Below are 19,750 nucleotides of genomic sequence, written 5' to 3' on the forward strand. Positions count from 1 at the left end.
CGGGGTCACGCCCGGCACAGGATCTCGCCGTGCGGGACCATGAACCAGGCGTCCTCGCGGGTGCCCCACTCGCGCCAGGCCGCGCTGATCCCCTCCAGTTCGGCGCGGGTGGCGTGGCCGCCCAGGACGGCCAGGTCCGCGTAGGAGGAGGCCGTCGTGCGGTCCGCCCACAGGCCGCTCCACCAGGCCCGCTCGTCGGGGGTGGCGAAGCACCAGGCGGTCGCCGTGGTCGTCACGTCGGTGAAGCCGGCCTGCCGGGCCCAGGCGAACAGCCGCCGCCCGGCGTCCGGTTCGCCGCCGTTGGCCCGTGCCACCCGGCGGTAGAGGTCCAGCCAGCCGTCCAGCTCCGGGCTCGCGGGGTACCAGGTGAAGGCGCCGTAGTCGCTGTCGCGGGCCGCTACGATCCCGCCCGGCCGGCAGACGCGGCGCATCTCCCGCAGCGCCTGGACCGGGTCGCCCACGTGCTGGAGCACCTGGTGGGCGTGGACGACGTCGAAGGAGTCGTCGGGGAAGTCCAGGGCGTGGACGTCCGCCACCTGGAACTCCACGCCTTCCAGGCCCCGTTCGGCGGCGGCCGCGCGCGCCTTGTCCAGGACGTCCTCGGCGGTGTCGACGCCGGTGACCCGGCCCGGGGCGACCAGGGCGGCCAGGTCGGCGGTGATGGTGCCGGGTCCGCAGCCGACGTCCAGCACGTCGAGTCCGGGGCGCAGTTCGTCCAGCAGGTAGGCCGCCGAGTTGGCGGCGGTGCGCCAGCTGTGCGAGCGGAGGACCGACTCGTGGTGGCCGTGGGTGTAGACGGCGGTCTCGTGGGCCTTGGACTGCTCGGAGGCGTGCGTCATGGAACCGACTCCCTCGGTGTGGGTGCGTGGTTCCACGGTAGGGCCATTCGCCGGATCGTGAGACCGACGTCTCGTCATGTGGACGAAGGGGGCGTGAGGGGGCGCGTGAACGGGCGGTCGGCGGAGAGGAGTTCGAGGGGGGAGCGGCGAGGTGATCCGGAAAGGTTCCGGATTGAAGTTGGTTTCTAGAAAGGACTTCTATATCTTTCCGTGCGGGGGGACGCGCAACGGGGGCGCGTACCAGCGGGGCGGCCCGGACCATGGGGGAACCGGGCCGCCGCGCTTCTTCCCGTCCCGCCGCCGCGCCTGCGGCAGCCACGGGGACCTCCGCGACCCGCCCTCCGTCACCCGGACGGCCCTCGTCGGACGCGCCGGCGGCGCCCGCGGCCCCCGCACCGCCCGGCAGGGCCGGGCCGTCTCCGGCACCGCCCGGACCCCCCGGCGCCGTCGGCCCGCCGCCGCGCGGCCCGGACACCCCGTACGCCTCCGGCGGCACCGACCACGACCGGGTCCGCCGCCCCCTCTCCCGTACCACCGGCGCCGCCGGGAACGTCCGCCCCGGCCGGGCCGTCCGCCCCGCCCGGGGCCACCTCCTCGACGCCGTCGTCCGTCACCCGGTCACCGTCATTTAAAAGCGCGACAGCGGGCAGGAGCGCCTATAAAGGGCACGGGGACGCCGTGCCCGGTGCCCCGCGCGCTCAGGAGGTACGGGACATGCGGGAGACGGCTCCGGAAGGCCGCGGCCCGGTGCGCTACGCCCCCCCGGCGCCCGGGAGCGGCCGCCCCGTTCCCCCGGGGCTCGCCGCGCTCCTCGCGGCCGCCGCCGGCCGGACCGATCCCGAACCGCCCGGCGGCGGACCCGTCACCCGCGAGGCGGCCGCCGGGTACTGGTGGCGCCGCGGCCTGCGCGGCCACGCCGAGGACGCCCTCGTGGCCCCCGGCGCCCCCGCCCTGCTCCTCGCCCTCCTCGCCGCCCACGGCGGCGACGTGCTGCTGCCCCGCCCCTGCCCCGCCTGGTGGACCCCGCAGATCCGGCTCCTCGGCCGGCCCGCCTACCACGTGCCCACCACCCCCGAGGCCGGTGGCGTCCCCGACCCGTACGCCCTCCTGGAGACCGTCCGCCGGGTCCGCGCCGAGGGCGGCGACCCCCGCGTCCTGCTCCTCTCCGTCGCCGACGACCCCACCGCCACCGTCGCCCCGCCCGAACTCGTCCGCGAGAGCTGCGAGGCCGCCGTCGCCGAGGGCCTCCACGTGATCAGCGACGAGACCTGGCGCGACACCCTCCACCATCCCCGGGACACCGTCCTGGTCAGCCCCGCCGAGATGTGCCCCGACGACGTCACCGTCCTCGCCGACCTCGCCGGCGGCGGGCTCGTCCCCGCCTCCTGGCCCTGCGCCATCGCCCGCTTCCCGCCCACCGGCGCCGCCCGCGCCGACCGCTACGGCGACCCCCGGGCCCGCGCCCTCGACGTCCTCACCGCCCTCGGCGCCGTGCTCCCCGCCCCCGTCGCCGCCGCCGTCGCCCACGCCCTCGACGAACCCGAGGACGTCCTCGTCCCTGCCCTGCGCGCCGCCGCCGTCCACGGCCGGCTCGCCGCCGCCGCGTACCGCGCCGTCCTCGCCGCGGGCGCCCTCGCCCGGCCCCCGAGGGCCGGCCGCCACCTCTACGCCGACCTCGGGCCGCTCCGCGCCGGACTCACCGCCCACGGCGTCACCGACTCCCTGGAACTGGAGCAGCACCTCACCGCCCGCCTCGGCCGGCCCGTCCCCGGCGGCCACCGCTTCGGCGACGAACTCGGCGCCCTCCGGTTCCGCCTCGACACCGGCCCGCTGCTCGGCGCCGGCCCGTCCGAACGTGCCGAGACGCTCGCCGCCCGCGTCCCCGAGGAACTGCCGCAGGCGGTACGGGCCCTGGGCGGGCTGACCGCCGCCCTCGACGAACTCGCCGACCCCACCGCGCAGAACGGAGCCCGCAGATGACCGAACGGACGGCCCGCCCCGCCCCGGCCGCCGGGGCCCCGCACCGGGCCTCGCCCGCCGCGCTCCCCACCTCCGTGCTCCAGCCCCTCGGCCGGCTGCGCGCGGACTGGCCCCGCACCTTCGCCGACCGGCTCACCGCGCCCCTGCCCGGCGTCCGCGCCCTCGCCCGGTTCGCCCGCGAAGGAGCCGTACGCCCCCGGCCCGAGGGCCTGCGGGACGTGCCGCTGCTGCCGTTCGAGCCCGGCCCGCTGCCGCCCGCCGGCCCCGGCACCGTCGCCGTCACCTGGGCCGGGCACGCCAGCTGGATCGTCCGCGTCGGCGGCCTCACCGTCCTCACCGACCCGGTCTGGTCCCGGCGCATCTTCGGCACCCCCGCCCGGCTCACCCCGGTCGGCGTCCGCTGGGAGGACGTGCCGCCGGTCGACGCCGTCGTCATCAGCCACAACCACTTCGACCACCTCGACGCCCCCACCCTCCGCCGCCTCCCGCGCGCCACGCCGGTCCTCGTCCCGGCCGGCCTCGGCCGCTGGTTCGTCCGGCGCGGCTTCACCCGGGTCACCGAGCTCGACTGGTGGGAGGCGGCCGAACTCGGCGGCGTCCGCTTCGACTTCGTCCCCGCCCACCACTGGTCCAAGCGGACCCTGCTGGACACCTGCCGCTCCCTGTGGGGCGGCTGGGTGCTCACCGACACCGCCGGCCACCGCGTCTACTTCGCGGGGGACACCGGATACGGCCACTGGTTCGCCGAGATCGGCCGCCGCCACCCCGGCATCGACCTGGCGCTCCTGCCCATCGGCGCCTACGACCCGCGCTGGTGGCTCAGCGACGTCCACACCGACCCCGAGGAGGCCGTCCAGGCCCACCAGGACCTGGGCGCCCGCCGGATGGCCCCCATGCACTGGGCCACCTTCGTCCTCTCCTCCGAACCCGTCCTCGAACCCCTCACCCGGGTCCGGGCCGCCTGGGCCCGCGCCGGACTTCCCCGCGAGGACCTGTGGGACCTCCCGGTCGGCGGGTCACGCGTCCTCGTGCCGTAGCGCGTCGCGCCCGCCGCCCCGGATCCGCCGCCACAGCACCGGAACCGCGCTGACCAGCAGCGTCAGGCCCACCGCCGCCACCACGCCCTGCCAGGGCTCCGGGAAGAGCGAACCGCCCAGGATCCCGATCAGCTGGTACGTCGCCGCCCAGGCCAGGCACGCCGCCGCGTCGCCCCGCGCGAACCGGCGCAGCGGCATCCGGGCCAGCAGACACGCCAGCATCACCGGGATCCGCCCGGCCGGCACCAGCCGGGACAGCACCAGCACCGACACCTGGTGGCTGTCGAGCCGCTCCTGCGCGTGCGCCAGCCGGTCCGGCGTCACCCGCGAGCGCAGCGCCGCCAGCCAGCGCGAGCCGTTCCGCGACCGGACCCCGCGCTGCCCCAGCCAGTAGAGCGCCAGATCGCCGAGGAAGGCGGCGGCCGAGGCGACCAGGAAGACGTAGAGCAGCGAGAACGGCGACGACTGGTGAAAGGCCACCACCGCCGCCGAGCTGACGATCGCCCCCGTCGGCACCACCGGCACCAGCGCGCCCAGCGACACCAGCAGGAACAGCGAGGGGTACCCCACCGCCTGCTGCGTCGACTCCGGCGGCAGGTCCCGCACCGCGGCCAGCAGCCCACCGCTCACCGGGCGACCTCGGGCCGCACCCGCTCGCCGTGCGCCGGCCGGTGCACCGCCACCTTCGGCGCCAGCCGCGCCGCCTGCCGCGCGAACTCGTCGCCCGGCGCGTGGAACTCGTGCGGCCGGACCCCGTCCATGCCGATCGGCCAGTACGTCCCGTAGTGCACCGGCACCGCCGCCGCGGGCGACAGCTCCGCCAGCGCCTCCGCCGCGCGCCCCGCGTCCAGGTGCCCCTGTCCCAGGAACGGGCCCCAGCCGCCCACCGGCAGCAGCGCCACGTCCACCGGCCCGACCGCCTCCGCCATGCCGTCGAAGAGCCCGGTGTCCCCGGCGAAGTAGGTCCGCGCCTCGCCCTCGACCACATAGCCGAGCGCGGGGGAGCGGTGCGGGCCGAACGGCAGCCGCCGGCCGTCGTGCAGGGCCGGTACGGCCCGCACCGTCACGCCCTCCACCACCACCTCGTCGCCGGGCGACACCTCCGTCAGCCGCAGCCCCGCCGCGGCCAGCCGGCGCAGCCCCGGCACCGCGTCGGGCGCGCCGGACGGCACCAGGAGCCGGGTCCCCGGCGCGAGCCGGGCCAGCGACGGCAGGTGCAGGTGGTCGGAGTGCAGGTGCGAGACGAGGACCGCCTCCGCGACCGCGGCCTCGGGCGGCGGCGGGGCGCCGCGGCGGCGGCGCAGGTGCGCGAGGCGCCGGGCGAACAGCGGATCGGTGAGGAACCGGACCCCGGAGTCCTCGACCGTGCAGGTCGCGTGCCCCCACCAGGTGACCTCCACCGGCATGCCGCCCTTCCCTCGCGATCCGCGCTCCCTCACGAGGGTAGAGGCCCGGCGGCCCTCCCGTGCGGCTCCGCGGGGCAGTAGGGTCGGCCCATGAACGACGTCCGGGTCGCGGCGATCGCCAGCCTCACCCCGCTCGAAGAACTCGATTCCGACCCCTTCCTCGTCGACACGCGCGGCCAGCACGCGGTGTGCGCCCGCTGGGCGGTCGAACGCGGGTACGTCCTCGCCCGCCAGCTCCTCTTCTACGGCGTCCGGCCCGACCACGACGAGCTCTGGGCCGACGTCGAGTCCGGCGCGGTCGACGTCTTCGTCGCGGCGAACGAGCACGTCCTGGCCCGGGCGCTCACCTCGGTGCCGGGCTTCCGGGCGGAGTGCGCGCGGCGCGGCGTGCGCGTCGAGACGGCCGACGCGGCGCCGCCGCGCTACGACTCCGCCGCCAGGGCCGCCGTCCACCGCCGCCTCTCCATGCCCACCGCCGGCTACGACGGCACCTGACCCCCCGCCCCCGCTCCGCGATCCGCGCCCGGCCGCACCACTGGGGGACGCCCCGGGTGGGGAGGTATGTCAGGGTGGGGGGACGTTTGGGCGGAAGGTGCGGGCGGCGTGGGCGACGGGCGAGGGCGCGACCGGCGGTGGCGGGGCGCGGGACGGACGGCGGTGCGGGTGCTCAGCGTGTGGGGCGTCTCGACGCTCACCCTGCTCGTGCTCGCGGGACTGCTGCCGGACTTCCAGCTGCAGTCCCCCGGCGGCGACAGCTTCACCCGCACCGCCCTGACCGCCGCCTGGGCCGCCGGCGCCTTCGGCCTGCTGACCGCCCTCGTCTGGCCGCTCGTCGTCCGCGCCTTCCTGCTGGTCCCGGCGCTCGTCCTCGGCCTGCTGGTGTTCTTCCTCAACGGCTCGCTGCTGCTCCTCGCGCTCTGGCTGATCCCGGACGGGCGGGGCGCCGCCGACCCCGAGACCGCCGTCGTCGTCGCGGCCGTGATGTCCGCGGTCGCGTCCGCCACCTCCACCGCGCTCGCCGTGCGCGACGACGAGGCCTACCGCCGCCGGCTGTACCGGCAGACGGGCCGCACCAGCCCCCGCGACCCCCGCTCCGTCCCGGCGCCCGCCCCCGGCACCGTCTTCGTCCAGCTCGACGGCGTCGGCCACGAGGCGCTGCGCCGGGCCGTGGCCGACGGACTGATGCCGACGGTGGCGGGCTGGCTGGACGCCGGGCACCGGCTCACCCCGTGGCGGACGGACTGGTCGAGCCAGACCGGAGCCAGCCAGCTCGGCATCCTGCACGGCACCAACGAGGACGTGCCCGCCTTCCGCTGGTACGAGAAGGACACCGGCCGGCTCATGGTCTCCAACCGGCCGGCGAGCGCGGTGGAGCTCCAGCGCCGGGCGGTGCGCCGCACCGGCGACGGCGGGCTGCTCAGCCTGGACGGCGCCTCCCGGGGCAACCTCTTCAGCGGCGGCGCCGACCAGGTGGCGCTGGTGCTGACCGTGGCGGCGCGCCGGGGCCGCCGCAACCGCTCGCGCGCCGGCTACGTCGCGTACTTCGCCGACCCGGCCAACGCGGTGCGCACCGCCGGCTCGCTCGTCAACGAGGTCGTGCGCGAGCTGGCGCAGTCCACCCGGGCCCGGCTGCGCCGCGAGACGCCCCGGATCCGGCGCGGCGGCACGTACCCCTTCGTGCGGGCCTTCGCGACGGTGGTCGAGCGGGACGTGGTGGTCGCGGCGGTGATGGGCGACATGCTGGCGGGCCGTACCGCCGTCTACGCCGACCTGGTGGCCTACGACGAGGTGGCGCACCACTCGGGCCCCCGCGGCCGGGACACCGACCAGGTGCTGCGCCGGCTGGACCGCTCGCTCGGGCTGGTCGCCCGGGTCGCCGAGCACGCCCCGAGGCCGTACCGGATCGTGCTCCTCTCCGACCACGGGCAGAGCCCGGGGGAGACCTTCGCCGGCGCGTACGGGCTGACGCTGAAGGACCTGGTGCGGGCGGGCTGCGGGCTGCCGGTGTCCCGGCGGGTCGGCCGGACCCGCAGCGGCGCGGAGGCCAGGGACGCGGCCAGGGACGCGCTGCGCAGCGCCCTGCACCGGCCGGTGGAGACCGGTGAGGAGACGCGGCGCGAGCTGCCCGCCCGGCCCTCCGAGCCGGTCGTCCTCGCCTCGGGCAACCTCGGCCTGATCTCCTTCCCGGACGTGCCGCACCGGATGACGAGGGAGGAGATCGACCGGCGCCACCCGGCGCTGCTGCGGACCCTCGCCCAGCATCCGGGGATCGGCTTCCTGCTGGTGGCGAGCGCCGAGCACGGCTCGGTGGTGATGGGCCGGGACGGCGTGGAGGTGCCGGTGGCGGAGCTGGCCGACGACGGGCCGCTGGCCGTCTTCGGCCGGGGCGCGGCGGACGCGGTCCGGCGCACCGACGGCTTCCCGCACGTCGCCGACGTGATGGTCAACTCGATGTACGACCCGGCGACCGGCACCGTGCACGCCTTCGAGGAGCAGATCGGCTCGCACGGCGGCCTCGGCGGCGAGCAGTCCCGCCCCTTCCTGCTCTCCCCGCCGGAGCTGTCGCCGCCGGTCGCGGAGGGGGAGGAGCTGGTGGGCGCCGAGCACGTGCACCGGGTGCTGCGGCGCTGGCTGCGCGAGGGCGACGGCCCGCAGGTGCCGCTCGCCCCGGAGACGGCCCCGGAGACGGCCCCGGAGACGGCCCCGGAGACGGCTCCCGAAGCGGCCCGGCCCGCGGCGCCCGGACCCCCGTGACGGTGAACCGGCCCCCGGAGGCGTAGTCCAGGAGGGCGGTTCTCCCGCCCGGACGGAGCGCCGGACGGCCCGGCGGGGCAGTACGGATCACCGTGAGCCCCGCACCCCGGCCGTCCCGCGCGCCCGCCACCCCGGCGGGCCGCACGGCGCGCCTCCGGCGGCTCCTCGCCCTGCTCTGCGGCGCACTGATGGTCCTCGCCGCCCTCGGCGGGGCGGGCGGCCCCGCCGGTGCCGAACCCCGGCCGGCCGCCGCGCCCGCCGCCCCGGACCCGGCCGGCGAGACCCACGAACCGGGCCCCGCCGAGGCGGGCCTCCCCGGCCGCGCCCGGCGCCGCCGGACCCGCGTCCGGCCCGTCCCGGCGTCCCCGCGCCCCCACCGGTCCCGCCGCGCCCCCGGGGCCGCCGCCCCCGCCCCCGTACCCGTGCCGCGCCCGTCCTCGCCCCGGCGGGTGGTGATGCGCTGCTGACGGGCCCCGCCTCCAGCAGCCCCCACCCGCCCCGCACCCCGCGAGGAGCACCGCCATGCCCACCGACCCGTACGCCGTCCTCCAGGCCCTGCTGCGCGCCGAGGCCGCCCGGTCCCGCCGCGCCGCCGAGCACCCGTCCGCTCCGGCCCCCGAACCGGCCGCGGCGCCGGCGCCCGCCCCCGTCGGCCCCGGCCCGCGCCGCGAGCCCCGGGCCCGCTGACGGACGGTCCGCCGGCCACCGGATCCGGCCGCCCCGCTCCCGCCGGGCGGCCGGATCCGTCCGGTCGCCGGGGAATCCCGTTTGCGGCCGCCCGCTTGTCCGTACCACGCTGTCCGGATGACCTCGGCCGACCGGACCCCCCAGCCCGCTCGGTCCCCGGACCCCGGCGCGGACCCCGGCGCGGACCCCGGCCCGGGCCCCGGCCCGGGCCCCGGCGAGGATCCCGGCGCGGACCTCGGCCCGGGCCCAGGGCCTCGCGTCCCCGCCGTCCTCGTCGTCCTCGCCCGCCGTGCCGCCGGCCGGTGCCTCTCCTTCGCGCGGCGCCCCTACCGGGACCGCCCGGACCCCGCGTACCGGGTCCGGCGGTGGCCCGACCTCACCGCGCTCTGCCTGGCCACCGTCTTCTTCTGGTCGAGCCTCAGCCCCTCGCTGGTGCCCCGCCCCTGGTACCTACAGGGCATCGTCGGCGGCATCACCGCCGCCATCGGCTACGCCCTCGGCTCCACCCTCGCCTGGCTCTTCCGGACCGTCGTCCCCCGGCACCCGGGGGAGGGGTTCCGCACCCGCTGCTGGCAGGCGTACTGGCTGCTCGCCCCGTTCGCGAGCGTCTGGCTCATCTCCGAGTCCGCCCGGATGCAGCGCCGGCTGAGGGTCCTCCAGGACCTGCCGCCCTCGCTGACCTGGCACACCCCGATGATCGCACTGATCGCCCTCGCGCTCCTCGCCCTCGCCCTGCTCCTGGCCCGGCTCGTGCGCCTCGGCGCCGTCACCCTGATCCGGCTGCTCGGCCGGCTGCTGCCCCGGCCCGTCGCCTACGCCACCGGCGCGCTGCTCACCGCCCTCGCCGTCCTCGTCGGCGTCCGCGACCTCGTCTACGACCGGGGGATCGTCGACGTCGCCGACCGCATCGCCGCCGCCACCAACGGCGGCACCAAGGCGGGCATCGAGCGCCCCGTCTCCCGCTTCGTCTCCGGCGGCCCCGGCTCCCTCCTCGGCTGGGACTCCCTCGGCTACGAGGGCCGCAACTTCACCGGCTCCACCCCCACCCGGGCCGCGCTCACCGCCTGGAGCGGCCGCCCCTCCCGCGACCCCGTCCGGGTCTACGTGCCCTCCACCCCGCCCGTCGCCTTCGCCGACGACCGTCCCTTCGCCGCCCAGGCCGCCCTCGCCGTGCGCGAACTCGACCGCACCGGAGCCTTCGACCGGGCCGTCCTCGCCGTCGCCGGCACCACCGGCACCGGCTGGGTCGACCCGAACGTCGCCGAGGCCCTGGAGCACATGTACCGGGGCGACACCGCGATCGTCGCCGTCCAGTACTCGTACCTGCCGAGCTGGGTCTCCTTCCTCGTCGACAAGGAGAAGGCCGGACAGGCCACCCGCGCCCTCCTCGACGCCGTCCGGGCCCGCCTCGACGCGCTGCCCGAAGACCGCAGGCCCCGGCTCGTCGTCACCGGCGAGAGCCTCGGCGCCTACGCCGTCGAAGCCTCCTTCGGCACCGTCGACGCCCTCCTCGCCGGCACCGACGGCGCCCTCCTCATGGGCCCGCCCGACTTCTCGCCGATCTCCCGCGAGCTCCGCCGCGACCGCGACCCGGGCAGCCCCGTCTGGCGCCCCGCCTACGACGACGGCGCCCACGTCCGCTTCGGCCAGTTCCCGGCCGCCGACCTCGCCCGCCCCACCGCCGCCTGGCGGCACCCCCGCGTGGTCTACCTCCAGAACGCCTCCGACCCCGTCGTCTGGTGGTCGCCCGACCTCCTCCTCGACCGGCCGGCCTGGCTCTCCCGCCCCCTCGGCCCGGACATCACGCCCGAGATCCGCTGGTTCCCCTTCGTCACCTTCTGGCAGACCTCGGTCGACATGGCCGTCTCGTACGGCGTCGACGCCCCGCACGGGCACCGCTACGGCGCCGGGGCCGTCGACGGCTGGGCCGCCGTCGTCCCGCCCGAGGGCTGGACCGAAGCCGACACCACCCGGCTGCGCGCCTACATCGGCCACCGCCGCGCCGCCTACTGACGGCCCGTCGCCCCCCTCCCGCGCCTCCACGGGCGCCGGAGCCCCCGCCCCGCCGCCCCGCGCGGGCCCCCCGCCCGGACTCCGGCATGACCTCCCGGGTAATCGACCCGCACCGGCCCCGGGAGGCAAGCTCAGAACACCGGAACCCGGGCGGCGCACTCCGCCCGGGCGCCGGGTCCCCACCGTAGACACGACCCCTTCTGGAGGGTGATCCGTCATGTCCCAGGCCCTGCTCGCCGGTCTCGCCCGCACCACCCAGCCGCAGTCCATGGTCCGCCGGTTCCTCGCCCTCGACGCCGCCGTCACCGGGGCCAACGGACTCGCCTACCTCCTCGCCTCCGGTCCGCTCGGCGAACTCCTCGGCGTGGACTCCGCCCTGCTCCTCGGACTCGGCCTCTTCCTCACGGCCTTCGCCGCCGGAGTCGCCCTGCTGGCGAGCCGCCCGCAGCCCCCGGCGCTCGCCGTGAAGCTCGTCGTGGACGCCAACCTGCTGTGGGCCGTCCTCAGCCTGGTCGCCCTCACCGCCTGGCTGGACCCGACCACCGCCGGACTCGTCTGGACCCCGATGCAGGCCGGCACCGTCGCCGGCTTCGCCTTCCTCCAGTGGTCGGCGCTGCGCGCCGCCGGCCGCTGAGGAGGCGTCAGTCGCCCAGGGAGCGCAGGTACTCCACCGTCGCCGGGTCGGCCGGGAGCAGCGTCTCGATGGCCAGCTCGGCGACGGTCACGTCCATCGGCGTGTTGAAGGTCGAAATCGACGACACGAAGGACAGCACCCGTCCGTCGTGCTCGATCCGCAGCGGCAGCGCGAAGTACGGATACGGCTCCGGGTCCTCGGCGTCCCGCTCACCGGACGGCTCCGGCAGCGGATACGCCGCCACCTCCTCGTACACCGCGCGCAGCGCGTCCGAGCGGGCGAAGGCGATCTGACGCTCCATCTGGGCCAGCAGGTGCCCCCGCCACTCCCGCAGGTTGCGGATCCGGGGCGCCAGGCCCTCCGGGTGCAGGGTGATCCGCATGACGTTCATCGGAGGCGTCAGCAAGTGCTCCGGCAGCCCGTCGAGCATCAGCGCGATCGCCCGGTTGGCCGCCACCACCGTGTACGAGCCGTCCACCACGAGCGCCGGATACGGCTCGTACCCCTGGAGCAGCCGCGCGATGCCGTCCCTGAGCGTCTCCAGCTCCGGCGCGTCGAGCGTCGACTCCGCGTAGCGGGGCGCGTAACCCGCCGCCAGGAGCAGCACGTTGCGGTCCCGCACCGGCACGTCCAGGTGCTCGGCGAGCCTGAGGACCATCTCCTCGCTCGGACGCGAGCGGCCCGTCTCGACGAAGGAGATGTGCCGCGCGGAGGAGTCCGCGCGCAGCGCCAGCTCCAGCTGGCTGAGCCGTCGCCGCTCGCGCCAGCCGCGCAGCAGAGGCCCGACGCCCGTGTCGCTCACCACCGTTGTCATGCGCAGACGGTATCCCAGAGGGGTGACCCGGGTACGTTCCCCCGGGGAGCGACGTCCGTACCGCGTACCCCCCACCCCGCGCACCACCGACCGGAGGGAGCACCCCCGTGCCCGCACAGCCGCTGTCGCAGAAGGAGATCGAGGACCGACTGCGGGAGCTCCCCGGCTGGTCCGTCGAGGACGCCCGGCTGGTCCGCTCCTACCGGCTCCCCGACCACTTCGCCGCCACCGCGCTCGTCGTCCACGTCGCCCAGATCCAGCAGGAGCTGAACCACCACTCCGACCTGACCCTCGGCTACGACTCGGTCGCCCTCGCCGTCCACACCCACTCCGCGGGCGGCGCCCTCACCGGGAAGGACTTCGACCTCGCCGAACGCGTCGAGTCCGTCGCCCCCGGCCACGGCGCCCGCTGACCCGTCGTCACCCCGGGCCGCCCCGTACGATCCCGGGCATGGCGGACACCCTGCTCGACTACGAGACCGAGGCGGCCCACTACGACGAGACCCGCGGCGGCGTGCCCCGGGCCGAGGCGGCGGCCGGGGCCGTGCTGCGGCTCGTGCCGCCCGGGGCCCGCACCCTGCTCGACCTCGCCTGCGGCACCGGCCTCGTCACCGAGCGGCTGGACCGGCCCGGGCTGCGGGTCCTCGGCGCCGACGCCGCCCACGCCATGCTCCGGACCGCCGCCGGGCGGCTCCCCGGCCGGGCGGTCCGCGCCGACGCCCGCCGGCTGCCCTTCCCCGACGGGAGCCTCGACGCGGTCTGCGCGGTGTGGCTGCTCCACCTGGTGCCGTTCACCGGGGAGATCGTCGCCGAGGCCGCGCGGGTGCTGGGCCCCGGCGGCGTCCTCGCCGTCACCGTCGACAAGGACGCCGCCCACGACGTCGGCAGCGACATCGACGCCCTGCTGCGGCCGCACCGCGCGGCCGGCGCCGCCCACGACCTGGCCGGCCGCGTCGACGCCCTCGCCGCCGCCCACGGCCTGGCCCCGGCCGGCACCGCCACCTTCACCGGCCACGGCCAGGGCGCGACCCCGGCAGCCACCGCCCGCAGGCTCCGCGCCGGCCGCTACGCCTCCTGGTTCCGCGGCGACCCGGCCGCCACCGAGGCCCTCGCCACCGCCCTGGCGGCCCTCCCGGACCAGGACCGCCCCCGCCCGGCCCCGGAGTACCGCCTCGCGGCGTACGCGAAGCCCCCGGCCTCCTAGGTTCTGTCTGACCATTCCCGCCGGTCCGGCTCGCCCGGCACGCACGCTCGCCGCACGGCCGAAACGCCCGAGTAGCGCCTTCCCCGAGCTCTCGGCTTCGCCCGAGCGGGGGAGACCCCGTTCGAGGACGCCCCGGCCGCACGCCGATCGAACGCACCGAACGCCCCGGCCCGATCCGACGCCCATGGTCAGACGGGCCCTAGCCCGCCGCCACCCGGCCCCCGGCCAGTTCGAGCGGGCGGCCGGCGAAGCGCTCGCGGAACTCCCGGTCGTGCGAGACCGCGACCACCGTCCCGGGGAACGCGGCGACCGCCTCCTCCAGCTCCTCCACCAGCGCGGGCGCCAGGTGGTTCGTGGGCTCGTCCAGGACCAGCAGGTCGGCGGGGCGGGCGACCAGCAGGGCCAGTTCGAGGCGGCGGCGCTGGCCGGCGGAGAGCGCCGCCACGGGGACCGTCAGGTCCTCCTCGCGCAGCAGGCCCAGCGCCAGCAGCTCCCCGGCGTGGTCCTCGGCCGGCCCGGGCCGGCCGTCCGCCCAGACCGCGAGGGCGGTCCGGCTGCTGGGGGAGTGCGGCAGCTCCTGCGCGAGGTAGCCGACCCGGCCCGTGCGGCGCACCACCCCCTCCTCCGGGGCGAGTTCCCCGGCCAGGAGCCGCAACAGGGTCGTCTTCCCGGCCCCGTTGGGCCCGGAGACCAGCACCCGCTCGCCGGTCCCGATCCGCAGTCCGTCCACGGCGAGCCGGTCACCGCAGCGGACCCCCTCCAGCTCCACCAGCACCTCCGCGAGGGGCCCGTCGCCGGCGAACCGCCCGCCGAACCGCAGCGGTTCGGGCGGCGCGGCCACCGGCTCCCGCAGCAGCTCGTCGAGCCGGCGGCGGGCCGTCCGCACCTGTCCCGACAGCTTGTTCTCGCTGGAGCGGCGGTGCTTGCCGAAGCCCTGGCGGGGATCCCCGCCGGTCACGGCGAGCCGTCGCCCCGCCGCCGCGACCAGCTCCTCCGTGCGGGCCACCTCCTCCCGCCACTCCAGGTGCTCCTGGACCCGGCGGCGGCGCTCGGCGGCCTTCGCGCTCCGGTAGCCGGCCCAGCCGTCCCCGTACCGCAGCACGGTCCGCCGGTCCCGGTCGACCTCCAGGACCGTCGTCGCGAAGCCCTCCAGGAAGGCCCGGTCGTGGGTGACGACCAGGGCCGTGCCCCGGTGCGCGGCGAGCCGGTCGCGCAGCCGGTCGACGGCGTCGCGGTCGAGGTGGTTCGTCGGCTCGTCGAGCAGCAGGAGCTCGGCGCCGGAGGAGAGCACGCAGGCGAGCGCGAGCCGTGCCTGCTCTCCGCCGGAGAGGGTGGCGAGCGGCCGGTCGCCGGTGAGGTGCCCGAGGCCGAGGTCGCGCAGGGAGGCGGCGGCCTCGGCGTCGGCGGTGTAGCCGCCGCGCTCCTCGAAGCGGTCGAGGAGCGCGCCGTACGCGGCCAGCTCCTCCGGCCCCGCCGTGCCGAGGCCCGCCTCGGCCGCCCGCAACTCCGCCTCCAGGCCGCGCAGTTCGGCGAGGGCGAGGTCGACGGCGTCCTGCACGGTGTCGTCGGGGCCGACCGGGTAGGTCTCCGGCAGGGTCTGGGCGAGCCGGGCGACGGAGCCGGGGAAGCGGACGAGGACCTCGCCCTCGTCGGGGGTCAGGCCGCCGTCGAGCAGCCGGAGCAGGGTGGACTTGCCGGAGCCGTTCTCGCCGACGACGACGGCCTTCTCGCCGGGGCGGACGGTGAAGGAGACCTGGTCGAGGACGCGGCGGTCCCCGAAGGAGACGCCGACGTGACGGAGGGAGAGCTGGGCGCGCTCGCGCATGGGTGGATTCCTCTGCTGGGTTCGTGGAAGGAGGGCACACGAAACCGGCCCGTGGCCGCGTCCGCGGCCGGACCGGCACCAGGAATCAGAGGAAGTAGTAGGAGAACGCACCCATGCGTCCAAGGTAACAGCCGCCCCGCGCGAAGCCCCGGGACTTTCGGCCCGGGCCCTGTGCTGCCCGGGCCCTGTGCTGCCCGGGCTCTGTGCTGCCCGGGCTCTGTGCTGCCCGGGCCCTGTGCTGCCCTGGCCCTGCGCCGCCCTGGCCCCGCGCCGCCCTGGCCGGCGCGGGGCGGCGGCCGGACCTCCCGACCGGCCCCCGCGGCCCGTCCCCGCCCGCCCAGCCCGCCCCGGGGGCCTCAGCCCTCCGCCGCGAACCGCGCGAAGGAGCGCGGCTCGCGCCCCAGGACCCGCTTCACCCCGTCCGTCGGCTCGGCGTTGTGCCCGTCGAGCAGCGTCGCGAAGAGGTCCGCGAACCACTCCGCCTCCGGGCGGGGGAGCCCGAAGCCGGCCAGCAGTTCCGCGTACGCCTCCTGGCTCACCGGCGTGTACGCCACCGGGCGCCCCGAGGCGCGCGACAGCTCCGCCGCCACCTCGTCGAAGGTCAGCGCCCGGGGCCCGGTCAGCTCGTGGACGAGCCCCGCGTGGGCGTCCGACAGCAGCGTCTCCACCACCACGTCCGCGAGGTCCGCCACGTCGACGAAGGGCTCCGGGGTGTCCCCGGCCGGGAAGACCAGCTCGCCCGCCGCGACCCCCTCCGCGAGCAGCCCCTCCGTGAAGTTCTGCGCGAAGAACGCCCCGCGGACCACCGTCAGCTCGACCCCCGCCGCCGCCTCCCGCAGCGCCTCCTCCGCCGCGACGGCCGCCGGCTCGCCCCGCCCCGACAGCAGCGTCAGCCGCCGCACGCCCTCCGCCGCCGCCACCGCGCCGAAGGCGCTCATCGCCTCCGCCGCGCCCGGCGCCCCCAGGTCCGGGTAGTAGTTCACGTACGCCGCGTCCGCGCCCCGCAGCGCCGCCGCCCAGCCCTCCGGCGCCTCCCAGTCGAAGGGCACCGCGCCGGAGCGCGAGCCCTCCCGGACGGCCGGCCCGCGCGCCGCGAGCCGCTCCGCCACCCGTCGCCCGGTCTTGCCCGTCGCACCCGTCACCAGCACCGTACGGATCGTCATGATGTGCTCCTCACCGCTCGTTCGCACGTCCTTCGTGGCTGACTCCAGACTCCCGCCCCGCGCCCCCGCCGCCCATGCTCCAAGGGCTCGCCGGCATACGCGTGCGTCTACGCTGCGGGCATGGACGCACTCGCCGGACTCCTCGACGGGCCCCGTGCCAGGGGCGCCTTCCTGCTGCGGATGGTGATGGACCCGCCGTGGTCCGTGCGGATCGAGGACGGCGCCCCGCTCTGCGTGATGTGCGTGACCGAGGGCGAGGCGTGGATCTCCCCGGCCTCCGGCGAGCCCGTGCCGCTGCGGCCCGGCGACATCGCCGTCCTGCGCGGACCGGAGCCGTACACCGTCGCCGACCTCCCCGGCCGCCCGCCGCTGGCCCGCGTCGGCCCCGGCGGGCACTGCGCCACCCTCGCCGGGGAACCGCTCGCCGAGGCCATGAGCCTGGGCGTGCGGACCTGGGGCAACGCCCCCGACGGCGGCACCACCGTGCTCGTCGGCACCTACCAGATGGACGGCGAGGTCGGGCGGCGCCTCCTCGACGCCCTGCCGCCCCTGGCCCACCTCCCCGCCGACCTCTGGAGCTGCCCGCTGATGCCCCTCCTGGACGAGGAGATCGCGCGCGACGAACCGGGCCAGAGCGCCGTCCTCGACCGGGTCCTCGACCTGCTGCTCATCGCCGCCGTCCGCGCCTGGTTCGCCCGGCCCGGAGCCGAGGCGCCCGCCTGGTACCGGGCGATGGGCGACCCGGTCGTCGGCCGCGCCCTGCGCCTGCTCCACGAGCACCCGGGCCACCCCTGGACCGTCGCCTCCCTCGCCGCCGGGGCGGGGGCGTCCCGGGCCGCGCTGGCCCGGCGCTTCGCCGAGCTGGTGGGGGAGCCCCCGATGGCGTACCTGACCGGCTGGCGCCTGGCCGTCGCCGCCGACCTGCTGCGCGACGGCGACGCCACCCTGGAGTCCGTCGCCCGCCGGGTCGGCTACAGCGGCGCCTTCGCCCTGAGCGCCGCCTTCAAGCGGGTCAGGGGCGTCAGCCCGCAGGAGCACCGGACCGGCGGCTGACGGGCCGGGAGGGCCTCCGGCACCGGCGACACGTTTGCCGTACCGGCAACTTTTCTCGCGTTTCCGGCGCGGTCCGGCGCACGCTGGTGCCATGACCCAGCACCGCGCGTCCCACGCCCCGCACGACCACGGCCACGGCCACGAGCACGGCCCGGGCCACGCCCACCACGCCCACACCCACGCCGACGGCACCGAGACCGACTGGAGCCGGCTCGCCCCGCTCCTGGAGAGCCAGGCCGAGATCGCCGGCGCCGCCTACCGCGAGGCCGCCGCCTGGCTCGGCACCCTCGTCCCGGCCGCCGGCGTGCGCCGCCTGCTCGACGTCGGCAGCGGCCCCGGCGTCATCACCGCGATGCTCGCGGAGGCGTTCCCGTACGCCGAGGCCGTCGCCGTCGACGGCACCCCCGAGCTCCTGGAGCGCGCCCGCGCCCGCGCCGAGGCCCAGGGGCTCGGCGCCAGGATCAGCACCCTGCGCGCAGAACTCCCCGAGGAGACCGCCGGCCTGGGCGAGGCGGACCTGCTGTGGGCCGGCAACTCGCTGCACCACATCGGCGACCAGGGCGCCGCGCTCGCCGACTTCGCGAAGCTGCTCCGCCCCGGCGGCCTGATCGCCCTCGTCGAGGGCGGCCTGCCGCCCCGCCACCTTCCCCGGGACATCGGCATCGGCCGCCCCGGACTGGAGGCACGCCTCGACGCCGAGCACGCCGACCGGTTCGCCCGGATGCGCTCCGAGCTGCCCGGCGCCGTGAACGAACCGGACGACTGGCGCGCCCTGTTCACCGCCGCCGGGCTCACCCCGGCCGGCACCCGCACCTTCCTCGTGGACGTGCCCGCGCCCGTCCCGCAGGCCGTCCGCGAGCTCGCCGTCCGCCACTTCGAGCGGCTCCGCGAGGGCTTCGGCGAGCACCTGGGCGCCGAGGACCGCACGACCCTCGACCGGCTCCTCGACCCGGCCGACGCGCGGTCCCTGCACCACCGCACGGACCTCTTCCACCTGACGGCCCACACGGTCCACACCGCCCGCAAGGGCTGAACCGCGCGGGCCGCCGCGCTCAGGAGGACACCGGCTCCAGCCGCCACCACTGGAACGGCGAGTCGGTGTCCTCCCCCTGCCGGATGTCGGCGCCCTCGGCCGCCGAGCCGTCCGCCACCTCCAGGAGCAGCCCGCTGACGAAGCTCACCAGCGTGACCGTCCCGGGCGTCTGGACGTCCTGCTCGATGATCCACTCCTGGGCGCCGAAGTTGTTCGCCCGCCACTGCTGGACGAGCGCGCCCGGCTCCGTGGAGGCGTTCACGACGTCCAGCCGCTTCCCGCTGGCCGCGTTGACCAGGTGGTAGAGCCCCCCGCCGTTCGGCACCGCCGACACCCGCCACCGCTGCCCCGGGGCGTCCGATGCGGCCCCCTGCTGCACCTTGGCGCCGCCGCGCCGCGAGCCCGCGTACACCTCCAGGAGGAGTCCGCTGCCCACGTTCCGCACCCGGTACAGCCCGTCCGGGACGGGGGCGGTGCCCCCGTCCTCCCTCCCCTTCACCGGGGGCCTCAGGCGCCGGCGCTGAATTCGGCCGGGTCCGGGCCGAGGCGCGTGCCCTCGTCGAGCGCGGCGATCGCCGCCATGTCCTCGGCGTCCAGCTCGAAGCCGAAGACGTCGATGTTCTCGCGGATGCGGGACGGGGTCACCGACTTCGGGATGACCACGTTCCCCAGCTGGAGGTGCCAGCGGAGCACCACCTGCGCGGGGGTGCGGTCGTGCTTGCGGGCGATGGCGATCAGCGCCGGGACGTCGAGCAGCCCCCGGCCCTGGCCGAGCGGCGACCACGCCTCGGTCGCGATGCCCAGCCGGGCGTGCGCCGCGCGGGACTCCGCCTGCGCCAGCTGCGGGTGCAGCTCGATCTGGTTCACGGCCGGGACGACACCGGTCTCGGCCGTCAGCCGCTCCAGGTGCTCCGGGAGGAAGTTCGAGACGCCGATCGCCCGGGCGCGGCCGTCGGCGAGGATCTTCTCGAAGGCCCGGTAGGTGTCGACGTACGCGTCCTTGGCCGGCACCGGCCAGTGGATCAGGTACAGGTCGACGTGGTCGAGGCCGAGGCGCTCCAGGGAGGCGTCGAAGGCGCGCAGGGTGGAGTCGTACCCCTGGTCGCCGTTCCACAGCTTGGTGGTGACGAAGAGCTCCTCGCGGGGGATCCCGGAGGCGGCCACGGCCTGGCCGGTGCCCCGCTCGTTCTCGTAGATCGCCGCCGTGTCGATGGAGCGGTAGCCGGCCTCCAGGGCGGTGGCCACGGTCCTCGCCGCCTCGTCGTCCGGCACCTGCCAGACGCCGAAGCCGAGCTGCGGCATCGCCAC

At 77.2% G+C, this 19,750-nt stretch carries 20 protein-coding genes; 12 read left to right on the forward strand and 8 right to left on the reverse strand.

The features are described 5' to 3' along the window. Window positions 1-5: 5 nt before the first annotated feature. Window positions 6-839, reverse strand: coding sequence for a methyltransferase domain-containing protein (locus ACF1ED_RS00820; protein ID WP_391756214.1), 834 nt, complete (start codon window positions 837-839; stop codon window positions 6-8). A 714-nt stretch (window positions 840-1,553) separates the two neighbouring features. On the opposite strand from ACF1ED_RS00820, the gene ACF1ED_RS00825 reads away from it, so the two are divergent. Both ACF1ED_RS00825 and ACF1ED_RS00830 read left to right on the forward strand, forming a co-directional pair. Further along, the gene (locus ACF1ED_RS00825) at window positions 1,554-2,819 is read left to right on the forward strand and encodes an aminotransferase class I/II-fold pyridoxal phosphate-dependent enzyme (RefSeq protein WP_391756215.1); all 1,266 of its coding nucleotides are present in this window, start codon (window positions 1,554-1,556) and stop codon (window positions 2,817-2,819) included. Further along, window positions 2,816-3,856 carry an MBL fold metallo-hydrolase gene (locus ACF1ED_RS00830; protein WP_391756216.1) on the forward strand — a complete coding sequence of 347 codons (1,041 nt, stop codon included), beginning with the start codon at window positions 2,816-2,818 and terminating at the stop codon, window positions 3,854-3,856. The genes ACF1ED_RS00825 and ACF1ED_RS00830 overlap by 4 nt, the downstream gene beginning before the upstream one ends. Here ACF1ED_RS00830 and ACF1ED_RS00835 read toward each other — a convergent pair. Next, window positions 3,836-4,486, reverse strand: a complete 651-nt coding sequence (locus tag ACF1ED_RS00835; protein WP_391756217.1) for a DedA family protein — start codon at window positions 4,484-4,486, stop codon at window positions 3,836-3,838. The two genes, ACF1ED_RS00830 and ACF1ED_RS00835, sit on opposite strands and share 21 nt — an antisense overlap. Further along, window positions 4,483-5,262 carry an MBL fold metallo-hydrolase gene (locus tag ACF1ED_RS00840; protein WP_391756218.1) on the reverse strand — a complete coding sequence of 260 codons (780 nt, stop codon included), beginning with the start codon at window positions 5,260-5,262 and terminating at the stop codon, window positions 4,483-4,485. The genes ACF1ED_RS00835 and ACF1ED_RS00840 overlap by 4 nt, the downstream gene beginning before the upstream one ends. A gap of 90 nt (window positions 5,263-5,352) precedes the next feature. Here ACF1ED_RS00840 and ACF1ED_RS00845 point away from each other — a divergent pair, with 90 nt between their 5' ends. From ACF1ED_RS00845 to ACF1ED_RS00870, 6 genes are all read left to right on the forward strand, one after another. Then, the gene (locus ACF1ED_RS00845; protein ID WP_391756219.1) at window positions 5,353-5,757 is read left to right on the forward strand and encodes a hypothetical protein; all 405 of its coding nucleotides are present in this window, start codon (window positions 5,353-5,355) and stop codon (window positions 5,755-5,757) included. A gap of 108 nt (window positions 5,758-5,865) precedes the next feature. Next, window positions 5,866-8,016: a phage holin family protein gene (locus ACF1ED_RS00850; RefSeq protein ID WP_391756220.1), complete on the forward strand. Its 2,151-nt coding sequence runs from the start codon at window positions 5,866-5,868 to the stop codon at window positions 8,014-8,016. Between the two features lie 92 nt (window positions 8,017-8,108). Continuing rightward, on the forward strand, window positions 8,109-8,483 hold the full coding sequence (locus tag ACF1ED_RS00855) for a hypothetical protein (RefSeq protein ID WP_391756221.1): 375 nt from the start codon (window positions 8,109-8,111) through the stop codon (window positions 8,481-8,483). 55 nt (window positions 8,484-8,538) lie between these two features. Further along, window positions 8,539-8,703, forward strand: a complete 165-nt coding sequence (locus ACF1ED_RS00860) for a hypothetical protein (RefSeq protein WP_391756222.1) — start codon at window positions 8,539-8,541, stop codon at window positions 8,701-8,703. Window positions 8,704-8,820: 117 nt separating this feature from the next. After that, complete coding sequence (locus ACF1ED_RS00865; RefSeq protein ID WP_391756223.1) at window positions 8,821-10,716, forward strand: alpha/beta hydrolase; 1,896 nt, start codon at window positions 8,821-8,823, stop codon at window positions 10,714-10,716. 217 nt (window positions 10,717-10,933) lie between these two features. Further along, window positions 10,934-11,350: a hypothetical protein gene (locus tag ACF1ED_RS00870; protein WP_391756224.1), complete on the forward strand. Its 417-nt coding sequence runs from the start codon at window positions 10,934-10,936 to the stop codon at window positions 11,348-11,350. Between the two features lie 7 nt (window positions 11,351-11,357). On the opposite strand, the gene ACF1ED_RS00875 is transcribed toward ACF1ED_RS00870, so the two are convergent. Continuing rightward, entirely contained in the window at window positions 11,358-12,164 is an 807-nt protein-coding gene (locus ACF1ED_RS00875) for a helix-turn-helix domain-containing protein (protein ID WP_391756225.1), read from the reverse strand. Window positions 12,165-12,271: 107 nt separating this feature from the next. On the opposite strand from ACF1ED_RS00875, the gene ACF1ED_RS00880 reads away from it, so the two are divergent. Together ACF1ED_RS00880 and ACF1ED_RS00885 are read left to right on the forward strand one after the other, a co-directional pair. Next, entirely contained in the window at window positions 12,272-12,577 is a 306-nt protein-coding gene (locus tag ACF1ED_RS00880; protein WP_391756226.1) for a 4a-hydroxytetrahydrobiopterin dehydratase, read from the forward strand. Window positions 12,578-12,627: 50 nt separating this feature from the next. After that, a complete protein-coding gene (locus tag ACF1ED_RS00885) occupies window positions 12,628-13,368 on the forward strand; it encodes a class I SAM-dependent methyltransferase (protein ID WP_391756788.1) in 741 nt (246 codons plus the stop codon). 199 nt (window positions 13,369-13,567) lie between these two features. On the opposite strand, the gene ACF1ED_RS00890 is transcribed toward ACF1ED_RS00885, so the two are convergent. Further along, entirely contained in the window at window positions 13,568-15,193 is a 1,626-nt protein-coding gene (locus tag ACF1ED_RS00890; RefSeq protein ID WP_391756227.1) for an ABC-F family ATP-binding cassette domain-containing protein, read from the reverse strand. Window positions 15,194-15,549: 356 nt separating this feature from the next. Further along, a complete protein-coding gene (locus ACF1ED_RS00895; RefSeq protein WP_391756228.1) occupies window positions 15,550-16,356 on the reverse strand; it encodes an NmrA family NAD(P)-binding protein in 807 nt (268 codons plus the stop codon). 120 nt (window positions 16,357-16,476) lie between these two features. Between ACF1ED_RS00895 and ACF1ED_RS00900 the strand changes: the two genes are divergently transcribed. Together ACF1ED_RS00900 and ACF1ED_RS00905 are read left to right on the forward strand one after the other, a co-directional pair. After that, window positions 16,477-17,409: an AraC family transcriptional regulator gene (locus ACF1ED_RS00900; RefSeq protein ID WP_391756229.1), complete on the forward strand. Its 933-nt coding sequence runs from the start codon at window positions 16,477-16,479 to the stop codon at window positions 17,407-17,409. 91 nt (window positions 17,410-17,500) lie between these two features. Next, window positions 17,501-18,442 (forward strand): class I SAM-dependent methyltransferase, encoded by a 942-nt coding sequence (locus ACF1ED_RS00905; protein WP_391756230.1) that lies wholly within the window; start codon window positions 17,501-17,503, stop codon window positions 18,440-18,442. Window positions 18,443-18,461: 19 nt separating this feature from the next. Here the strand turns inward: ACF1ED_RS00905 and ACF1ED_RS00910 are convergent, their stop codons facing one another. After that, on the reverse strand, window positions 18,462-18,941 hold the full coding sequence (locus ACF1ED_RS00910; protein WP_391756231.1) for an RICIN domain-containing protein: 480 nt from the start codon (window positions 18,939-18,941) through the stop codon (window positions 18,462-18,464). Between the two features lie 8 nt (window positions 18,942-18,949). Next, window positions 18,950-19,744: an aldo/keto reductase gene (locus ACF1ED_RS00915; RefSeq protein WP_391756789.1), complete on the reverse strand. Its 795-nt coding sequence runs from the start codon at window positions 19,742-19,744 to the stop codon at window positions 18,950-18,952. Window positions 19,745-19,750 lie beyond the last annotated feature (6 nt).

It is taken from the genome of Streptomyces sp. NPDC014656 (assembly GCF_043084305.1).
Lineage (GTDB): Bacteria > Actinomycetota > Actinomycetes > Streptomycetales > Streptomycetaceae > Streptomyces.